Below are 17,416 nucleotides of genomic sequence, written 5' to 3'. Positions count from 1 at the left end.
CGTCGCCTCCGAATCATTTCGTCGGGTTGATCCAGCCATTGGGTGGACCGAAGCCGTTCATGGCGTCAGTCGGCCCCCAGCTCTTCGGCTCGTAGATTTGCGGCGGCGTGGTGTCGCCAAGCACGGGGCCGACGATGCGCCAGGCGAGCTCGGCCGCGTCCTGGCGCGTGAAGAGCTGGCCGTTGCCGTTCATCGCGTCGCCGATCAGCCGCTCGTAAGGCGGCATGTCGCCCTTGGTGTCGTCGAGCGCGGTGAGCTCGACCTGCTCGCCGATCATGTCGTCGCCGGCGATCTTGCGCTGTGCGCCGATCGAGATCGCCACCTGCGGGTCGATGCGGAAACGGACATAGTTGGCATCGCCCGGCTTGATCGGGTCGAAGACGTCGAGGGGCGGCCGCTTCATCCGCACGATCACTTCGGTGGCGTGCACCGGCATGTTCTTTCCGGCGCGAATGAAGAAGGGAACGTCCCGCCAGCGCCAGGTGTCGACGAAGAAACGCACCGCGGCGAAGGTCTCGACCGGGGAGTTCGGCCGCACGCCGGGCTCCGCCAGATAGCCGTCGAACTGACCGCGCACGACATCGTCCTTGGTCAACGTGCGGATGGCGCGGAGCACCTGCACCTTCTCGTCGATGAGATCGTCGGCCGAGCGGCCGACTGGCGGCTCCATGGCTAAAAGCAAAAGGATGTTGAGCAGATGGTTCTCGATGACGTCGCGGATGCAGCCGACATCGTCATAGAAGCGGCCCCGGCCCTCGACGCCGAAATCCTCGGCCATGGTGATCTGCACGCTCTCGACGAAGTTGCGGTTCCAGATCGGCTCGAGGAAGGAATTGGCGAAGCGGAAGTAGAGCAGATTCTGGATTGCTTCCTTGCCGAGATAGTGGTCGATGCGGAAGATCGACTGCTCGTCGAACACCAGATGTAGCACGCGGTTCAGCCAGCGCGCCGACTGCAGGTCGTGGCCGAACGGCTTTTCGACCATCAGCCGCGCGCCGCGCGCGGTGCCGGACTGCTCCAGGCCTTGGACGACGATCTCGAACATCGTGGGCGGAACGGCCATGTAATGCAGCGGCCGCTGTGCCGAGCCGAGAGCGGTCTTCAGCTTCTCGAAGGTGGCCGGGTCGCGGTAGTCGCCGCTGACATAGCGCAGCAGCGAGGCGAGCTTGTCGAACACCTTGTCGTCGACGGCGCCCAGCGTATTGACGATACCGTCGCGGGCACGGTCCACCAGCTTGCCGACGTCCCAGGGGTCGAAGGCGACGCCGATCACCGGCTCCGCCAATGTCCCCTTGGCGACCATATGGTACAGCGCCGGAAATATCTTCTTGTGCGCAAGGTCGCCGGTCGCCCCGAAAAGCACCAGCGTGTCGGACCTCTCCTGGCTCATCCCGCCTCTCCCCTCACGCGCCGGTCTTCGGCTTCTCGACATGGCCGCCGAAGGCATAGCGCATGGCGGACAAAAGCTTGTCGGCAAAAGCGGATTCACCCTGCGAGGAGAAGCGGTCGAACAGCGCCGAGGAGAGCACCGGCGCCGGAACGCCGGTGTCGATCGCCGCCTTGAGCGTCCAGCGGCCCTCGCCGGAATCGGAGACGCGACCGCCGAACTGGGCGAGCGTCGGATCGTTCTTCAGCGCGCCGGCGGTGAGATCGAGCAGCCAGGAGCCGATGACGCTGCCATGCCGCCAGACCTCGGCCACGGCGGGCAGATCGATGTCGAACTGGTAATATTGCGGATTTTCGAGCGGGCTGGTTTCGGCGTCCGCTGTCCGGTCGCGTTTGCCGGCGTTGGCCGATTTCAGGATGTTGATGCCCTCGGCATAAGCGGCCATGACGCCGTATTCGATGCCGTTGTGCACCATCTTGACGAAATGGCCGGCGCCGCTCGGACCGCAATGCAGATAGCCGAACGCCGCGGTTCCGGCGTCCTTCGGCGGGTTGGAGCCCGGGTCGGCGCCAGGCGCCAGCGTGGCGAAGACCGAATCGAGGTGTTTCACCGCTTCGTCGGGGCCGCCGATCATCAGGCAGTAGCCGCGCTCGAGGCCCCAGACGCCGCCGCTGGTGCCGACGTCGACGAAGTTGATGGCCTTGGTCGCCAGTTTCGCGGCCTGGTCGACAGCGTCATGATAATAGGAATTGCCGCCATCGATGATGATGTCGCCAGGCTCCATGAGCGCCGCCACCTGATCGACGATCTTGCCGGTGATCGCCGCCGGCAGCATCAGCCAGGCGCAACGCGGCTTGGCAAGCTTGGCGACGAACTCTTCCAGCGAGGCGGCGCCGATGGCGCCGTCCTTGACCATGCCGGCGACGCTTGCCGAATTGATGTCGTAGACGACGCATTCGTGGCCGTCGCGCATCAGGCGCCGCACCATGTTGGCGCCCATCCTGCCCAGTCCCATCATTCCGATCTGCATGGTGTCATCCTAATAGCTTGAGGAAAGAATCTTACTGGCCATCCAAAAGATCGATGCCGACGGTGAAGTCGACATTCTCCCAGCGGCTGGCTTCGGGCCAGAAAAAAGTAAAGACGATCATCGATCCCGGCTGCAAACCGGCGACGGCCAGGTCGACCAGGTGGACGCCGAAGGCGTTTTCGGCCGTCTTGTCGTCATGCACCGTCAGCCATTTGTCGCTGCTCCAGTGGACCACGCCGCGGGCGGCGAGTTCGACGCGCAGCGCCTTGCCGGCGGGGATGGAGCGGATCTTGTTGTTGAAGCGCCAGATCCTGAAGGGAGACACTGTCTTACCCTTGATGTAGCGCTCGACGCCTTGCGGCGGCAGGTCGAAAACCGCGCCGTCACGCAGCGAGCGCAACAGCTTGATGTGCTCGGCATGCGCCCAGACCAGCGGCATGGCGCTGCCGGAAGGCGCGCCGAGTCGCAATTCGCGCTCCGCTATGTCGGGTTTGTCCCAGACCTGCTCCGGCAGAAGGCCGCCCACACCCGCCGAGCGCTCGAAGGTATCGAGCAGTTCGGCCGCTTTGTCGGACCGCCCCGCGGCCAGCTCGTAATGGGCGCGTTCGCCCGCGAGCAGCGGCCATGGCCGGCCTTGGCCGGTGCCGTCGAAAGGCGAGCCGTGCTCGTGCTCGCCATAGCCGTCGCCGGTATAGCGATACCAGAGCGGACCTTGCGGCAAAGCGCATCGCAGCGTGGCGTCGATGGCCTTGACGGTGTTCACGATACGCGGATCGTCGGCGGCTCTCAGGCCGAAGCGGACCAGCGCCAGCGCGTCGGGACTTATGACGGCCTCGGCCGGCTTGTCGCTGTCGCCGGGCGTCCGGTTCTTGATCGGTACGAAGCCGTCCTTGGGCGAAGCGGCGCCGGCAGCGTCGGGCGGCGCGATGCGGACATAGTAGCCATCGATGCGTTCCCTGGCGCAAAGCTCGGTGCCGGTGACATAGGTCCAGCGCTCGATCTCCCCGTTCCAGCAGTCGGCGGTCTCGCGAAGGTAGTTTGCCGGCTCATTTTTATCGCAGGCGTCGAGCATGTCGGCGGCGGCAAGCAGCGCCGCGATCTCGACGGCCAGCGTGAACGGGCTGTAACCGGCGTCCTCCTCCCAGCGGTCCTCGCCGGTCACCGGGCCGTTGCGCACGACATAGGAGGCCGCGCTCTCGATCATGGCCAGGAATTCGCCGAGCTTTGCGCGCGGCAGATGGCCGGCGCGGCGGAGCGCGTCGGCGAGCAGCAGCGGAAAGGCGCATTCGTCCATCTGGATGCCTGGCCAATAGGGCGTGCCGCTCGACCAGCAATTTTGCGGCCAATGACCGTCCGGCTGCTGGATCGAGCGGAGATAGGTCAGGATCTCGAGCGCCTGCGTGGCGTCGCCTGCGGCGAGGAAGCCGCCCGCCGTCTCGACAAGGTCGCGTGGCCAGACCAAATGGTAGCCGCCGAGATCGTCGTCGCCCTTGTTGAAGCCCCAGGGGATCGAGAGGCTGGCGACGGCGGCTCCCGGCCTGGCGATCGACAGGTGCGAGGCTAGCACTGCGGTGCTGACGCGGTAACTGTTGAGCCCCGAGGCGGCCTGCCGGTCGAGCTTTTCCAGGCCGCCCTGGAATTTCCGCCAGTTGGCGGCATAGGTTTCCACGGCCGCCTTGAAACCGTCCTCCAAACTTGCCAGCGCGATCTCCGCCGCCTCTTCCGGCCAGGCGCCGAAGCCAAGCGCCAGCAAGGCCGTGCCGGTGCCTGCCGAGAAGCCGATCTCGCCGGTCAGCGCCACATTGCCGTCCTCCGCCCGCTGGCAGGCCGGGTCGAGCGCGCCGCCGTTGCGGAGCTGCTGCCAGCCGTCGGAGACGCCGACATAGCCGGCCGAGCAGGCGCCCCAGGGCAGCGAGGCGACAAGCGCGACCGAAACGCCGCGACCTGACGCAAAGAGAATGCGCTCTCCCTTGTGCTCGCCGACCCAGGCCGTGTTGCCCATGCCGGCATTGACGAGATGCGGCGCGAGCAGCGCGTAGACGCGGTAGTCCGAAGCCGAGCCTTTGAGCGCCGCGAAGGTGATTTCCTGCAGCAGGACGGGGCGTTTCGGATCCGTAACGATGCGCTTTTCCAGCCGGTAGGAACCATCGACCGCCGTGTTGGCCAAGCGGTAGGCCGGCACGCCGCTCTCGAACGGCTCGATCACGTGCAGCGTATCGCGCTTCTCTTCCGAGAAGGAGCCGCCGGGACCGGTGACCATCAGTCCCATGTCGCGCGTGCAGGCACTGTCGAGACGGGGATAGTAGATCTCGTTCAATATGCCGTAGCTGATGGTGAACCAGAGCGGGCTTTTCGCCGAAAGCGCTGTGCCGACGCCGCTCTTGGCGCTCGACGTCCAGCGCGCGGGTATTCCCGGGGCGCCCTGAGCAACGGTCGGCGTCACTGCCATCAACTGGCCTCCTGCCGTCGTTCCTAGACCAGGAGCCGGCGGCATTTCAATCGTCGCACCTGAAGTTGATCTCCTCGCCGTCGCGTAAGCCGTCGTTGACAGGGGCACCGCCAAGCGCTCACTATTTTGCAAGCAGGGAGGAATGCGGGAAACAAGGCTTGCTGCAGCGCCGTGTGGGCATGGCGCGCCTTTCCGCGGCATTCATCCCGCGACAAGGGAGGAGACATGTCGGAGGTATCTCCCCAGCTGATCGACCGGCTGCTCGCGATCTCGCGGGCCTTGGCCGGGCATATCGATCCCGGCTCGGCGTTCCGGGCGACGGCGATCGAAATCGGCACGCTCATCCCGCACGACCATATCGATCTGGCGGTGCTGTCGCTCGATGGGCGCATGCATGCCTGCTACGAAGCCGGCTTCCACACCAGCTGGAGCGATCTGGCGCAGCATCCGGTCGAGGGCAGCCCGATCCGTCGCGTGCTGCGGGGCGAGACGCCGTATCTGTTGTCCGACAACGCGCTTGTCGATGACCGCTTCCACTTCGAAGGCGCATTCGACGGGCCGATCTTCGCCGCCAAGCTGCGCAGCCGCATCATCGTGCCGCTCAGGGCACGTGGCAGCGTCATCGGGGCGCTCAACATCAGCCGACACGAGGCAGGGTGCTACACGCAGGCGGATGTCGAGATCGCCCAGCAATGCGCCGACCTCATCGGGCCGTATATTTTCGCGCTGATCCAAACCGAGGAAGCGCGCCGGGCCATGCTCGCCGAAAGCGAGGCGCGCAACCGGGCGGAGCTGCTCAGGGTCGGTGCCTCGCAACTGACCGCCGGAATGGAGCGCGAGCGCCGCCGCATGGCCATGGACCTGCACGACCAGACGCTCGCCGACCTCGCCCGCATCGCGCGCCAGGTCTCGGCCTTCCGCAGCCGGGGCGTGGCGCGGGCGGCCCAGCTTGCCGATCTCGAGCAGGAGGTTGCGGGCTGCCTGGCGGAGCTGCGTCACATCGTCGACGACATGCGGCCGAGCGTCCTGGAACTGTTCGGCCTGCGCGATGCCGTCGAGGCGCATCTCAACCGCAGCGTCGCCAGGGCCAAGCCGCCGATCGCGGTGCGCATCGCCGACACCAGCGACGGCAGCGCCGACGGCCTGTCGGAAACGCTGCGGACGGCGCTCTACCGGATCGTGCAGGAAGCCATCAACAACGCGGTGCGCCATGCCGGACCGAGCCGCATCGAGGTGCAGCTGGCTTCGACAGCAACCACGTTCAGCGTGACCGTCACCGATGACGGGCATGGCTGCGGCGCGGTCGACCCCGCCGCCCAAGGCGGCATCGGCCACATGCATACGCGCGCGGCACTTGTCGGGGCGCGGTTGCGTTTCGAGCCGGCCAGCCGCAAGGGCGGCACGCGGGTCGTCATCGAGATCGATCGCGAGCCCGCGGCGAGCAAGGTTTCGGCGCGCGGCGCCGCGGTGAACGAGGGTAAGCCGGTGGCGGAGGCGTTCTGATGTTGGTGATGATCGCGGAAAACGACGGCCTGCACCGCACCTTCGCTCGGCGCACCGTCGAGCAATTGTGGCCAGGCGACGTCGAGGTTATCGAAGCCGGCGACGGCGAAGACGCCATCAACCTGGCGGCCGAGCGGCAGCCGCCGCATGTCGTGCTCGACCTGCAACTGCCCAAGGCGACAGGCATCGAGGTGGCTCGCGCCATCTGGAGCCGGCGCGCCGGCACGCATATCCTGTTCTGGTCGAATTTCGCCGACGAGGCCTATGTGCGGGGCGTGGCGCGCATCGTGCCGCCGGGATCAGTCTATGGTTACGTCCTGAAGTCGGCCACCGAGGAAGGCATGCGCTCGGCGCTGCGCGGCGTCTTCCGCGAGGGACACTGCATCATCGACCGCGAGATCCGCGGCATCCAGCATCGCGTCCAGGACCGGTTCGAAGGCATCACCGACGGCGAGTATGAAAGCCTGATCGACATCGCGCTCGGCCTCACCGACCGGGCGATCGCGGCCCGGCGCGGGCTGTCGATCCGCGGCGCGCAGAGCCGCATCAAGCATGTCTACGACAAACTCGGTATCGTACCGCCGGAGGAGGGCGCGGGCGAGGCGTCGGTGTTCAATTCGCGCACCCGCGCGATCTACCTCGCCATGGCGCGCGGCCTGATCAACGTCGACGCGCTGCGGCGCGAGCAGGAACAGCTCGACGCCTGGCTCGCGCAGGCGACGCCGCTGCAGGATCACTGATCGCGCCGAGTCCGGAAAGCGCCCTAAGCGACCGACTGTGCAAAACCACAGTCGGCGATGCGCTTAGACCGCTATCGCCTCGCCCATGTCCCGACTAGGCTTTTGTCTGACAAGAAGAAAATATCGGGCAAACAAAATCCCGGGGAAGCGCCATGCCGTTCGTCAGCATACGAATACTCGAGGGTCATTCGCAAAAGCGCAAGAACGAGATCTCGCGCCGCGTCACCGAAGCGATCAGCGAGGTCGCCGAGCTACCCAAGGAAGCGATCTGGGTGGTGATCGAGGATGTGCCGGGCAGCGACTGGTTCGTCGCCGGCAAGCCGGTGCGGGAACCCAAGAGCCCGTGATGTCGATCCAGGCACGCGCTCGCCATTCCGGCTTCGACGACGTCGTCGGCAACGCGGCGATGGAGCGGCTCGCCACCGGTTACGGCTTCATCGAGGGGCCGGTGTGGCATCCTTACGAGAAATGGCTGGTCTTTTCCGACATTCCGCAAAGCCGCATGTATCGGCTCGGCACGACGGGCGAGATCGAGCTGTTCCGCAATCCGAGCCACATGGCCAACGGCAACACGCTCGACCGGCAGGGGCGGCTGGTGACCTGCGAGCACGCGACCAGCCGTGTCACCCGCGCCGAACCGAACGGCGCGACGACGGTACTCGCCACCCATTACCGGGACAAGCAGCTCAACAGCCCGAACGACATTGTGGTGGCCACCGGGGGCTCGATCTATTTCACCGATCCGACTTACGGCCGGGCGGAGTTCTATGGCGTGCCGAGACCGCAGGATTTGGCCCACCAGGGTGTCTACCGGATCGACGGCGACGGCGCGCGCCTGACGCTGCTGGCCGACGATTTCGCGCAGCCCAACGGCCTCTGCTTCTCGCTCGATGAATCGCGGCTCTTCGTCAACGATACCGAGCGCGGCCATATCAGGGTGTTCGGCGTGGAAGCCAATGGCGACCTCAATGGCGGCGCGGTGTGGGCGGTGACGGAAGGCGACGGGCCGGGCGCGCCGGACGGCATGAAGATCGACAGCCGGGGCAATCTCTATTGCACCGGTCCAGGAGGCATCCATGTCTTCGATGCGTCGGGTGAGCTTCTCGGCGTCATTCCAACGCCGGAAGATTGTGCCAACTTCACCTTCGGGGACGACGACCTGAGGAGCCTCTACATCACCGCTTCGACGTCGCTCTACCGGCTGAGGGTGCGCGTGCCGGGACTGAGGCTGTTTTGAGCCGGGGGGCGCCGGATCGAATTGGGCGCTCGGATCGTATTGGAGTGAAGCCGGCTCGGAGGAGCCGATCGTCGTGCAGCAGTCAACATCTGGGAGGAAATGACATGAAGAAACTACTGGTCTTGAGCGCCCTTGCAGCCATGCTCGCCTCGGGCACGGCGCTTGCCGACACGAGCGGCAAGAAGATCGCCTTCTCCAACAATTACGCCGGCAATTCGTGGCGCCAGGCGATGCTCGACAGCTACGGCATCGTCACCAAAAAGGCGGTCGACGACAAGGTGGTGGCGGCAGCGGACGTCTTCACCACCGCCGACAAGGAAGTGCCGACACAGGCGGCCCAGGTGCAGAACCTGATCCTGCAGGGCTATGACGCGATCGTCATCAACGCCGCTTCGCCCGATGCGCTCAACGGCGCCATCAAGCAGGCCTGCGACGCCGGCATCGTCGTCGTGTCCTTCGACGGCATCGTCACCGAGCCTTGCGCCTACCGCGTCGTCGTCGACTTCAAGGATATGGGCAAGCAGGAAGTCGAGCAGATGGCAAAGTTCCAGCCCAAGGGCGGCAATCTGCTGGAGATCCGCGGCCTGGCCGGCACCTCGATCGACGATGCCATCCATGCCGGCATCCTCGAGGGCGTCGCCGCCCATCCCGAGTTCAAGATCGTCGGTTCGGTCACCGGCGACTGGGACCAGACCACGGCGCAGAAGGCGGTGGCGACCATCCTGCCGTCGCTCCCCGACGTCGTCGGCATCGTCGACCAAGGCGGCGACGGTTACGGCGCGGCGCAAGCCTTCGCCGCCGCCAACAAGCCGCGCCCAACCATCATCATGGGCAATCGCCAGGACGAGCTGAAGTGGTGGAAGGAGCAGAAGGAGAAGGACGGCTACAAGACCTGGTCGGCCTCGATCGCGCCCGGCGTGTCGACGCTCGCCTTCTGGGTGGCGCAGCAGGTGCTCGACGGACGCAAGGACATTCCGCACGATCTCCTGGTGCCCTATCTCGCCTTCACCCAGGACGATTTCGAGGCCGCGCTGCCGAAGATCAAGGAAGGCGGCGTCGCCACTCACGAATACACGCAGGAAGAGGCCATCGCGGCCATCAAGGCCAATATCAAGCAATAGCGGCGCGAGCGTTGCCAGCCGCATCGCCAACCGGATATCGTTGAGGATGCTCCAGGCTATTGCAGATATCGTCAGGCTGGACGGCGCCGAAAAACATTTAGGCGCCGTCCGGGCGCTCAACGGCGTCGACTTCCATGTCGGCGCCGGCGAATGCGTCGGGCTGGTCGGACACAACGGCGCCGGCAAGTCGACGCTGATGCATATGGTGGCGGGCACGCTGCGGCCCGATGGCGGGCAGATTGCCGTTCGCGGCAATCAGGAAACGAGCTATTCGGTGGCGCGCGCGCTCGAGCTCGGCATTCGCTGCGTCTTCCAGGAGCTGTCGCTCTGCCCCAATCTCAGCGTCGCCGAGAACACCCGCATCAACCATCCCTCGCTCGCCGGGCTCGGCTGGCGGCGCAAGGCCGCCGCGCTCATCCAGGCCAAGCTCGACGAGATCTTTCCGGGCCACGGCATCTCGGCCGACGACATTGCCGGCGACCTCTCGATCGGCCGCCGGCAGATGGTCGAGGTGGCGCGCGCCTTCACGCTGACCCGCGAGCCGCTGCATCTGGTCATCCTCGACGAGCCGACCTCGTCGCTCGATGCGCATACGGCGGGGCAGTTGCTGTCCTTCGTGCGCCACTTCGTCGCCGCGGGCGGCAGCTGCATCCTGATCTCGCATGTGCTGGGCGAAGTGCTGCAGAACGCCGACCGCATCGTCGTGATGCGCGACGGCAAGGTCGTCGCCGCCGATGCCGCAAGCGCGTTCGACCGCGACAAGCTGGTCGCCGCCATGGGCGGCGCCGAGGGACATCAGAAGGCCGCCGCCGAGACCCGCAAGGCCGAGGCCGGCGCGCTCAGGGTGCGGGCGCGCCCGGCGCGGCAGCAGGACGGCAAGGAACTTGTCGCCCGCGCGGGCGAGATCATCGGCCTTGCCGGTCTAGCCGGTCATGGCCAGACAGACCTGCTGCTCGCGATCTTCGCGGCGGCTTCACGCGCCAGAGCCGGCATCGAGGTGACCGCGCCGGTGGCGCTGGTCGTCGGCGATCGCCAGTCGGACGGTATCTTCGCGCAATGGTCGATCGCGCAGAACATCGGCATCCGTTCGCTTCAGCACCTGCGCAACGGCTTGTTGATCTCGCCGCAGCGCGAGGCCGAGCTAGCCGACTTCTGGAAGAGGAAGATCGGCATCCGCACGCCGGACATGAACAACAATATCTATTCGCTGTCGGGCGGCAACCAGCAGAAGGCGCTGTTTGCCCGAGCGCTCGGTTCCGACGCCGAGATCGTGCTGATGGACGACCCGATGCGCGGCGTCGATATCGGCACCAAGCTCGAAGTCTACGACCTGGTGCGCGAGGAAGCCGGTAAGGGCCGCACCTTCCTCTGGTACACGACCGAAACCGAAGAGCTCGACAATTGCGACCACGTCTATGTCTTCAAGAACGGGCGGATCGTTGCCGATCTCGGTCGCGACGAGCTGACGGAGGAAAAGATCATCCAGTCCTCGTTCGGCGATGCGGCCTGAGATGACGGCGATCGCTCCCGGCACGCTCCCGAAAGCCTCGCCACGCGGCAGCGCGGGCAGGGCGCGCCTGCTGCGCGGCCTGTTGCCGGCGCTGTCGCTGGCATTGGTGCTGATGGCGATTGCCTGGCTCAACCCGCGCGCCATCAGCTATTTCGGCTTCAACCTGATGCTCAACCTGGCGATCCCGATCGCGCTGGCGACGATTGCGCAGATGTTCGTCATCGCCGGCAACGAGCTCGACCTGTCGATCGGCACCTTCGTCGGCTTCGTCGGCTGCGTCACCGCAACCTGGCTCAGGGACGCGCCGCTCATCGGCGTCGCGGTGCTCCTCGGCTCGATCGCCGTCTATGCGCTGCTCGGCGCGCTGATCCATCTGCGCAACCTGCCCTCGATCGTGGTGACGCTCGGCATGAGCTTCGTCTGGCAAGGGCTCGCCATCCTCATCCTGCCGAAACCGGGCGGCAAGGCACCGGACTGGCTGCTGACGACCATATCCTTCAAGCCGCCTTACATCCCCTTCCCGATTCTGGCGGCGCTGATCATCGCCGCGGCCGTGCATTTCGGCCTGATGCGCACCTCCTATGGCGTGATCCTGCGCGGCTCCGGCGGCAATGCCGCGGCGCTGAGGCGCGCCGGCTGGTCTCTGCTCCGAACCAAGATCGTGCTCTTCGCGCTGACCGGCCTGTTCGGCGTGCTTTCAGGCATGGCGCTGATCGGCATCACCACCTCGGCCGACGCCAATATCGGCAACGGCTATACGCTGCTGTCGATCGCCGGCGTCATTCTGGGAGGCGGCGAGTTCGTCGGCGGCCGGGTGTCGCCGGTCGGCGCGGTCATCGGCGCGCTGACGCTGGCGCTGGCCGCCTCGCCGCTCCTGACCTTCATGCATATCCCGCCCGACTGGCAGGTCGCCGCCAATGGCGCCATTCTGATCATCGTGCTGGCGGCGCGGGTGCTGATCAGCCGCAGGGAAAGGTAAGCCATGGCATCGCTGCGCATGCTGCTCGAAAAACCCTGGCTCTGGTCCTTTGTCGGCGCTGTCGTGGTGTGGGTGGCGACCGTCGCCTTCACCGGCGGCTACGGCGCCGGCGGCATGGTCACGGCAGCGCTTTCGCTGGCCGTCTTCACCGTCATCGTCGGCGTCGGCCAAATGTTCGTCATCACGCTGGGGCCAGGCAATGTCGACCTGTCGCTGCCGGCCAATATCGGATTGGCGAGCGCGGTGGCGATGAAAGTGATGGGCGGCAGCGATTCCATGATCGTCGTCGGACTGCTCGCCGCGCTCGCCTGCGGCGCGGCCATCGGCGCCACCAACTATCTGCTGATCTGGGCACTGCGCATCCCGCCGATCATCGCGACACTGTCGGCGAGCTTCATCATCCAGTCGGTCGACATCAGCTACGGCCGCGGCCTGCAGATCAAGCCGCCGCCGGGCTTCGCCGATTTCACCAACTGGCAAATCCTCGGCATTCCGGTGCTGGCGATGCTGACGGTGCTGTTCACCGTCGGCGCGGCACTCGCGCTGCAGCGCATGATCTATGGCCGCTCGGTGCTGGCGATCGGCCAGAACATCCGCGCCGCCTGGCTGGCCGGCGTCGATGTCGGCCGCATCCGCTTCCTCACCTACACGCTGTGCGGGACGCTGGGCGGCATCGACGGAGCGCTGCTCGCCGGCTATTTCCGCGGCGCCAACGTCGATATCGGCAACGAATATCTGCTTGCCTCGATCGCCGTCGTCGTCATCGGCGGCACCTCGGTTGCGGGCGGCAAGGCGAACGTGCCGGGCGTCTGGGGTGCCGGTCTGTTCCTGGTGCTTTTGCTCACCATGCTCAACACCTTCGGCGTCAGCGCCGGCGTGCGGCTGGTGCTGACCGGGCTGATCATCGTCGGAGTGATCACGGCGGCGGGCGGCGAGAAAGCCGTGCGCTAGAGCGTTTCACCGTTTCACGGAAACGGCGAACCGCTCTATCTCCTTGTTTTTACGCAATTCCGGGCGGAAAGCCGCTCACACCTTTCCTGGAATTGCTTTAAGCGCACTCACCTTCGTCACCCCTCGCCTGCTTCCAGATGCCTGTTCAGCATCAGCCGCAGTTCGTCCAGCACACCGTCGCGCAGGCGTTTCTCGCCGATCAGCGCCAGCGGGATGCGCATCAGCTGCGGCACGATCACCGCCAGCCGCTCGGCCTGTCCCGCCGGCAAAGGCGGATAAGCCCGCGCAAACAAGGCGGCGATCTGGCCGCGGCGACGAGCGCGCATCGCACGCCGCCATCGATCGTCGCCCGGCAGGTCGAGCAGTGCCGAATAGACCGGATGCGTGGCCATGAAGGTGCCCAGCAGCGCGAAGAGCTGGTCCGCGATCGTCGCCGCGTGCATCCCCTCGGTTTGTTCGCGCAGCGCATAGAGCTGCTCCGAAAGCTCTTCCGCCTGCGCTATCAGAATCGCCTGCGCAATCGCCTCCTTGGTCGGAAAGAACAGATAGAGCGTGCCGATGGCAGCCCCCGCTCTGACGGCGATCTCGGTCATCGTCGTGGCGTCGAAGCCTTTCTCGACGAACAGCTCCGCTGCGCTCGCCATCAGGGCGGCAACACGATCATGGCCTCTTCTTTGCTGCGGCGCGCGTGGCTGCGGCACTGTCGCAACTGCCATTCTCGTAGCTGTCCTCATGTTTTGAACCTGAGGCTGTCTTCATATTGGACCTGAGACTATCCTCATATATCCTGCTGTTGCATGCTGTGCCAGCAGACATTGCGATTTAGGCATAGCGATTTAGGTCGCGCGCCAGCGCTAGTTTCCGAACTGGGGGCCAAGGGCGGTTCGTGTGACCATTCATGGCGCGGCCGAGTAAACCCTTGCGTGTCGGAGCGGTCTGGGAGGTTCCATTTGTCCAATTTCGTCAGCGTTGCAAACGAGAACGGCGTCGCCGTGGTGACGATCGACAATCCGCCGGTCAATGCGCTGAGTTTTGCCGTTCGAAAGCCGCTTTACGAGGCGCTCATCGCGCTGCGCGACGACCCCGCCGCCAAGGCCATCGTCATCGCCTGTGCCGGACGCACCTTTGTCGCCGGGGCCGATATCACCGAATTCGGCAAGCCGGTCGAGCAGCCGGAGCTGCGCGCCATCATCGCTTTGCTGGAGACGATCGCCAGGCCGACCGTCGCAGCCATCCACGGCACGGCGCTGGGCGGCGGGCTGGAACTGGCGCTCGGCTGCCATTTCCGTGTCGCCGACCGAGGCGCCAGGCTCGGCCTGCCGGAGGTGAAGCTCGGCCTGCTGCCGGGTGGCGGCGGCACCATGCGCCTGCCGCGCCTGGTAGGCACGGCAAAAGCGCTGGACATGATCGTTTCGGGTGCGCCGATTCCGGCCGGCGAAGCAGAGGCGGCGGGTCTCGTCGACGCTGTTTTCGACGATGATCTGCTGGCGCAGACAGTTCGTTTCGCTGGCGAAATGGCTGATCGAAGTGAACCGCTGGTACCGGTCCGCGACCGCAATGGCCGCCTTGCCGAAACCGATCTTGCTTTCTTCGACGCGCAGGCGGCGGCCCTCGCCAAAAAGGCACGCGGGCTGGACGCGCCGCTTGCCTGCGCCGAGGCGGTGCGCAACGCGATCACCCTGCCTTTCGACGAAGCGCTGGCCGCAGAGCGGCAGCTCTTTGCAAAACTCGTTTCGGGCGACCAGTCGCGGGCGCAGCGGCACCTGTTCTTCGCCGAGCGCGAGGCGGCGAAGGTGCCCGGCAAGGATCTGCAAAAGCGCGGGGTTGCCCGCGTCGGCATCGTCGGCGCCGGCACTATGGGCGGCGGCATCGCCATGGCCTTCGCCAATGGCGGTTTTCCGGTGACCTTGCTGGAGACGAGCGCCGAGGCGCTGCGGCGCGGGCTGGCGACGATCGAGAAGAACTACGCCGTCTCGGTCGGCCGCGGCTCGCTGAGCGATGAAGCGAAAAAGGAGCGACTCGGCCTGTTCAGGGGCAGCACCGATTATGCCGACCTTGCCGATTGTGATCTGATCATCGAGGCCGTGTTCGAGGACATGGCGGTGAAGAAGGAGGTGTTCGGCAGGCTCGATGCGGTCGCCAAGCCCGGCGCCATCCTTGCCACCAACACCTCCTATCTCGACGTCAACGCAATCGCCGCCTCGACCTCGCGGCCGCAAGATGTGCTCGGAATGCATTTCTTCTCGCCGGCCAATGTCATGAAGCTGCTGGAGATCGTGCGGGCCGAAAAGACGGCGCCCGACGCACTGGCAACCGTTGCCGATCTGGCGCGACGCATCGGCAAGGTGGCGGTGGTCGTCGGCGTCTGCCACGGTTTCGTCGGCAATCGCATGCTGGCCGCGCGCGGCGCCGAGAACGAGTTCCTGCTGCTCGAAGGCGCGACACCCGGCCAGGTCGACAAGGCCTTCACCGATTTCGGCTGGCCGATGGGGCCGTTCCAGATGGGCGACCTTGCCGGCCTCGACATCGGCTGGCGCAACCGCAAGGCGCGCGGCCAGGCGGCGGCGATTGCCGATACGCTGTGCGAGCAGGGCCGCTTCGGCCAGAAGACCGGGCGCGGCTGGTACCGCTATGACGGCGGCTCGCGGGAGCCCGCTCAGGATCCGGAGGTAGAGGCGCTGATCCGCGCCAAGGCGGCAGAGCAGGGCATCGCGGCTCGTGCGATCGGCGCAGAGGAGATCCTTGAGCGCACGCTCTATCCGTTGGTCAATGAGGGGGCGAAAATCCTCGAGGAAGGCATTGCCGCGCGGGCGTCAGATATCGATGTCGTCTGGGTCAATGGCTATGGCTTTCCGGTCGGCAAGGGCGGACCGATGTTCTGGGCAGGGGTCGAGGGAGCAGGCAAGATCGTCGAGCGGCTGGAGCATTGGCACCAGCGCACCGGCAGGGCGATTTTCGACCCGGCGGCGATGCTGAGGCGGTTTGCGGAGATAGGGGCGTGGGAGGGTGCGGGCGGATAGTGCGGTTACGCCGCGTTCCTGCGCACCCCCCTCTGTCCTGCCGGACATCTCCCCCGCAAGGGGGGAGATTGGCAGTTCCAGCGCCTCGCCGCCCTTGCGACGTCCGAGAATGGCGAAGTCGGTCATGGCAGCTGATCTCCCCCCTTGCGGGGGAGATGGCCGGCAGGCCAGAGGGGGGTGCTGTCCCGCCGACCTTTCCGGCTTGCACACGGGAGCCACAGTCCAAATTTGACCATGTGGACAAAACTCGGGCGCCGTTCCATAGTCCTGGCGTCTGATTTTTTTGAACGGCCGGCTCGACACGGCCGTCGAGCAGAGGGGAACTTCAATGGAAAACAATCATAGCAAAATGCAGCGCGCCGGCCTGTCGCGGCGCAACGTGCTGGAACTCGGCGCGCTTGGCCTCGCGGCGGCCGTCCTGCCAACTAGTGCCTTCGCCAAGGACAAGAAGCTGAAGGTGGCGGCGATCTTCGCCACGCCGATCGAGGAGCCGTGGGACAACCAGATCCATGTCGCCTTGCAGAAGGCCGAGAAGGAACTGGGCATCGATTACAAATGGTCGGAGAAAGTGCAGACCGCCGACTTCAGCCGCGTGATGCGCGAATATGCGCAGGGCGGCTATCAGCTGGTGCTGGGCGATGCCTTCGCCGCCGAGCGCGAATCGCGCCGCACCGCCAAACAGTTCCCGAAGACCGCCTGGCTGTTCGGCTCCGGCGCCGGCCCGGCCGAGCCCAATTTCGGCGTCTTCGACAACTGGATCCACGAGCCCGCCTATCTCTCCGGCATGATCGCCGGCAAGATGTCGAAGTCGGGCACGGTGGGTGCCGTCGCCGCGATGGGCATTCCGGAAGTCAACCGGCTGGTCAACGCCTTCTTTGCCGGCGCCAAGGAGGTCAACCCGAACGTCAAGAAGAAGGTCGCCTTCATCGGCTCCTTCTTCGATCCGCCGAAGGCCAAGGAAGCGGCCGTGGCGCAGATCGATGCCGGCGTCGACGTCATCTACGCCGAGCGCTTCGGCGTCATCGAGGCGGCGGTGGAGAAGAAGATCTACGCCATATCCAACATGTCCGACCAGTCGAGCCTCGGTCCCGACACGGTCATCACCGGCCCGGTGTGGGACATGTATCCGACGGTCGAGCAGGCGATCAAGCTGGTCAAGGCTGGCGTCTTCACCGCGCAGGACTATGGCGATTTCTCGCGCATGGCCAAGGGCGGCTCCTATCTCGCGCCCTACCACAAGTTCGACAAGACGCTACCGGCCGAGGTCAAGGAGCTGGTCGAAAAGAAGAAGTCCGAGATCCTGGAAGGCAATTTCCGCGTCGACGTCGACGAGAACACGCCGGTTTCGGATTGACCTTCCCTCCCCCTTGTGGGGAGGGTCGATACGCGAAGCGGAGGGGGGGGGGGGGCGGCGGCGCCGCATCCCCACCCCGGCTCGCCAACGACGCTTCGCGTCCTTTGCTCGCCGACCCTCCCCACAAGGGGGAGG

Annotated in this window: 14 protein-coding genes; 10 read left to right on the top strand and 4 right to left on the bottom strand. The window is 65.8% G+C overall.

The genetic code is table 11. From position 1 onward, the window contains the following. Positions 1–13 precede the first annotated feature (13 nt). The 3 genes from zwf to P9236_RS18825 are packed head-to-tail and all read right to left on the bottom strand — an operon-like array spanning position 14 to position 4,866. Positions 14–1,390, bottom strand: coding sequence for a glucose-6-phosphate dehydrogenase (gene zwf, locus P9236_RS18835; RefSeq protein ID WP_278075989.1), 1,377 nt, complete (start codon positions 1,388–1,390; stop codon positions 14–16). Between the two features lie 13 nt (positions 1,391–1,403). Then, positions 1,404–2,417 carry a phosphogluconate dehydrogenase (NAD(+)-dependent, decarboxylating) gene (gene gnd / locus P9236_RS18830; protein WP_278075988.1) on the bottom strand — a complete coding sequence of 338 codons (1,014 nt, stop codon included), beginning with the start codon at positions 2,415–2,417 and terminating at the stop codon, positions 1,404–1,406. A 31-nt stretch (positions 2,418–2,448) separates the two neighbouring features. Next, a complete protein-coding gene (locus P9236_RS18825; protein ID WP_278075987.1) occupies positions 2,449–4,866 on the bottom strand; it encodes a glucan 1,4-alpha-glucosidase in 2,418 nt (805 codons plus the stop codon). A 225-nt stretch (positions 4,867–5,091) separates the two neighbouring features. Between P9236_RS18825 and P9236_RS18820 the strand changes: the two genes are divergently transcribed. From P9236_RS18820 to P9236_RS18785, 8 genes are all read left to right on the top strand, one after another. Continuing rightward, positions 5,092–6,369 carry a GAF domain-containing protein gene (locus P9236_RS18820; RefSeq protein ID WP_278075986.1) on the top strand — a complete coding sequence of 426 codons (1,278 nt, stop codon included), beginning with the start codon at positions 5,092–5,094 and terminating at the stop codon, positions 6,367–6,369. Beyond that, positions 6,369–7,109 (top strand): response regulator transcription factor, encoded by a 741-nt coding sequence (locus P9236_RS18815; RefSeq protein WP_278075985.1) that lies wholly within the window; start codon positions 6,369–6,371, stop codon positions 7,107–7,109. Before P9236_RS18820 ends, P9236_RS18815 begins: the two co-directional genes overlap by 1 nt. 152 nt (positions 7,110–7,261) lie before the next feature. Further along, positions 7,262–7,456 (top strand): 4-oxalocrotonate tautomerase family protein, encoded by a 195-nt coding sequence (locus tag P9236_RS18810; protein WP_128159948.1) that lies wholly within the window; start codon positions 7,262–7,264, stop codon positions 7,454–7,456. After that, positions 7,456–8,346, top strand: coding sequence for an SMP-30/gluconolactonase/LRE family protein (locus tag P9236_RS18805; protein ID WP_278075984.1), 891 nt, complete (start codon positions 7,456–7,458; stop codon positions 8,344–8,346). Before P9236_RS18810 ends, P9236_RS18805 begins: the two co-directional genes overlap by 1 nt. A 104-nt stretch (positions 8,347–8,450) precedes the next feature. Beyond that, complete coding sequence (locus tag P9236_RS18800; protein ID WP_278075983.1) at positions 8,451–9,467, top strand: ABC transporter substrate-binding protein; 1,017 nt, start codon at positions 8,451–8,453, stop codon at positions 9,465–9,467. Between the two features lie 46 nt (positions 9,468–9,513). Continuing rightward, positions 9,514–10,977, top strand: coding sequence for a sugar ABC transporter ATP-binding protein (locus P9236_RS18795; RefSeq protein ID WP_278075982.1), 1,464 nt, complete (start codon positions 9,514–9,516; stop codon positions 10,975–10,977). Between the two features lies 1 nt (position 10,978). After that, entirely contained in the window at positions 10,979–11,956 is a 978-nt protein-coding gene (locus P9236_RS18790) for an ABC transporter permease (RefSeq protein ID WP_278075981.1), read from the top strand. Positions 11,957–11,959: 3 nt separating this feature from the next. Continuing rightward, a complete protein-coding gene (locus P9236_RS18785) occupies positions 11,960–12,907 on the top strand; it encodes an ABC transporter permease (protein ID WP_278075980.1) in 948 nt (315 codons plus the stop codon). 116 nt (positions 12,908–13,023) lie between these two features. Here P9236_RS18785 and P9236_RS18780 read toward each other — a convergent pair whose 3' ends face one another. Continuing rightward, a complete protein-coding gene (locus P9236_RS18780; protein WP_278076044.1) occupies positions 13,024–13,551 on the bottom strand; it encodes a TetR/AcrR family transcriptional regulator in 528 nt (175 codons plus the stop codon). A 306-nt stretch (positions 13,552–13,857) separates the two neighbouring features. On the opposite strand from P9236_RS18780, the gene P9236_RS18775 reads away from it, so the two are divergent. Further along, entirely contained in the window at positions 13,858–15,927 is a 2,070-nt protein-coding gene (locus P9236_RS18775; protein ID WP_278075979.1) for a 3-hydroxyacyl-CoA dehydrogenase NAD-binding domain-containing protein, read from the top strand. A 328-nt stretch (positions 15,928–16,255) separates the two neighbouring features. Further along, a complete protein-coding gene (locus P9236_RS18770; protein WP_278075978.1) occupies positions 16,256–17,281 on the top strand; it encodes a BMP family protein in 1,026 nt (341 codons plus the stop codon). The last annotated feature ends 135 nt before the right edge of the window (positions 17,282–17,416 follow it).

The sequence above is a fragment of the Mesorhizobium sp. WSM4884 genome (assembly GCF_029625675.1).
GTDB lineage: Bacteria > Pseudomonadota > Alphaproteobacteria > Rhizobiales > Rhizobiaceae > Mesorhizobium.
This window is presented reverse-complemented; position numbering and strand designations above follow the sequence as displayed.

Excerpts from the sequence above, each read along its gene's own strand:
- P9236_RS18800 (WP_278075983.1), top strand. The coding sequence starts at position 8,451 with ATGAAGAAACTACTGGTCTTGAGCGCCCTTGCAGCCATGCTCGCCTCG.
- P9236_RS18770 (WP_278075978.1), top strand. The coding sequence starts at position 16,256 with ATGGAAAACAATCATAGCAAAATGCAGCGCGCCGGCCTGTCGCGGCGC.
- P9236_RS18820 (WP_278075986.1), top strand. The coding sequence starts at position 5,092 with ATGTCGGAGGTATCTCCCCAGCTGATCGACCGGCTGCTCGCGATCTCG.
- P9236_RS18795 (WP_278075982.1), top strand. The coding sequence starts at position 9,514 with ATGCTCCAGGCTATTGCAGATATCGTCAGGCTGGACGGCGCCGAAAAA.
- gnd (WP_278075988.1), bottom strand. The coding sequence starts at position 2,417 with ATGCAGATCGGAATGATGGGACTGGGCAGGATGGGCGCCAACATGGTG.
- P9236_RS18815 (WP_278075985.1), top strand. The coding sequence starts at position 6,369 with ATGTTGGTGATGATCGCGGAAAACGACGGCCTGCACCGCACCTTCGCT.
- zwf (WP_278075989.1), bottom strand. The coding sequence starts at position 1,390 with ATGAGCCAGGAGAGGTCCGACACGCTGGTGCTTTTCGGGGCGACCGGC.
- P9236_RS18825 (WP_278075987.1), bottom strand. The coding sequence starts at position 4,866 with ATGGCAGTGACGCCGACCGTTGCTCAGGGCGCCCCGGGAATACCCGCG.
- P9236_RS18805 (WP_278075984.1), top strand. The coding sequence starts at position 7,456 with ATGTCGATCCAGGCACGCGCTCGCCATTCCGGCTTCGACGACGTCGTC.
- P9236_RS18790 (WP_278075981.1), top strand. The coding sequence starts at position 10,979 with ATGACGGCGATCGCTCCCGGCACGCTCCCGAAAGCCTCGCCACGCGGC.
- P9236_RS18785 (WP_278075980.1), top strand. The coding sequence starts at position 11,960 with ATGGCATCGCTGCGCATGCTGCTCGAAAAACCCTGGCTCTGGTCCTTT.
- P9236_RS18810 (WP_128159948.1), top strand. The coding sequence starts at position 7,262 with ATGCCGTTCGTCAGCATACGAATACTCGAGGGTCATTCGCAAAAGCGC.
- P9236_RS18780 (WP_278076044.1), bottom strand. The coding sequence starts at position 13,551 with ATGGCGAGCGCAGCGGAGCTGTTCGTCGAGAAAGGCTTCGACGCCACG.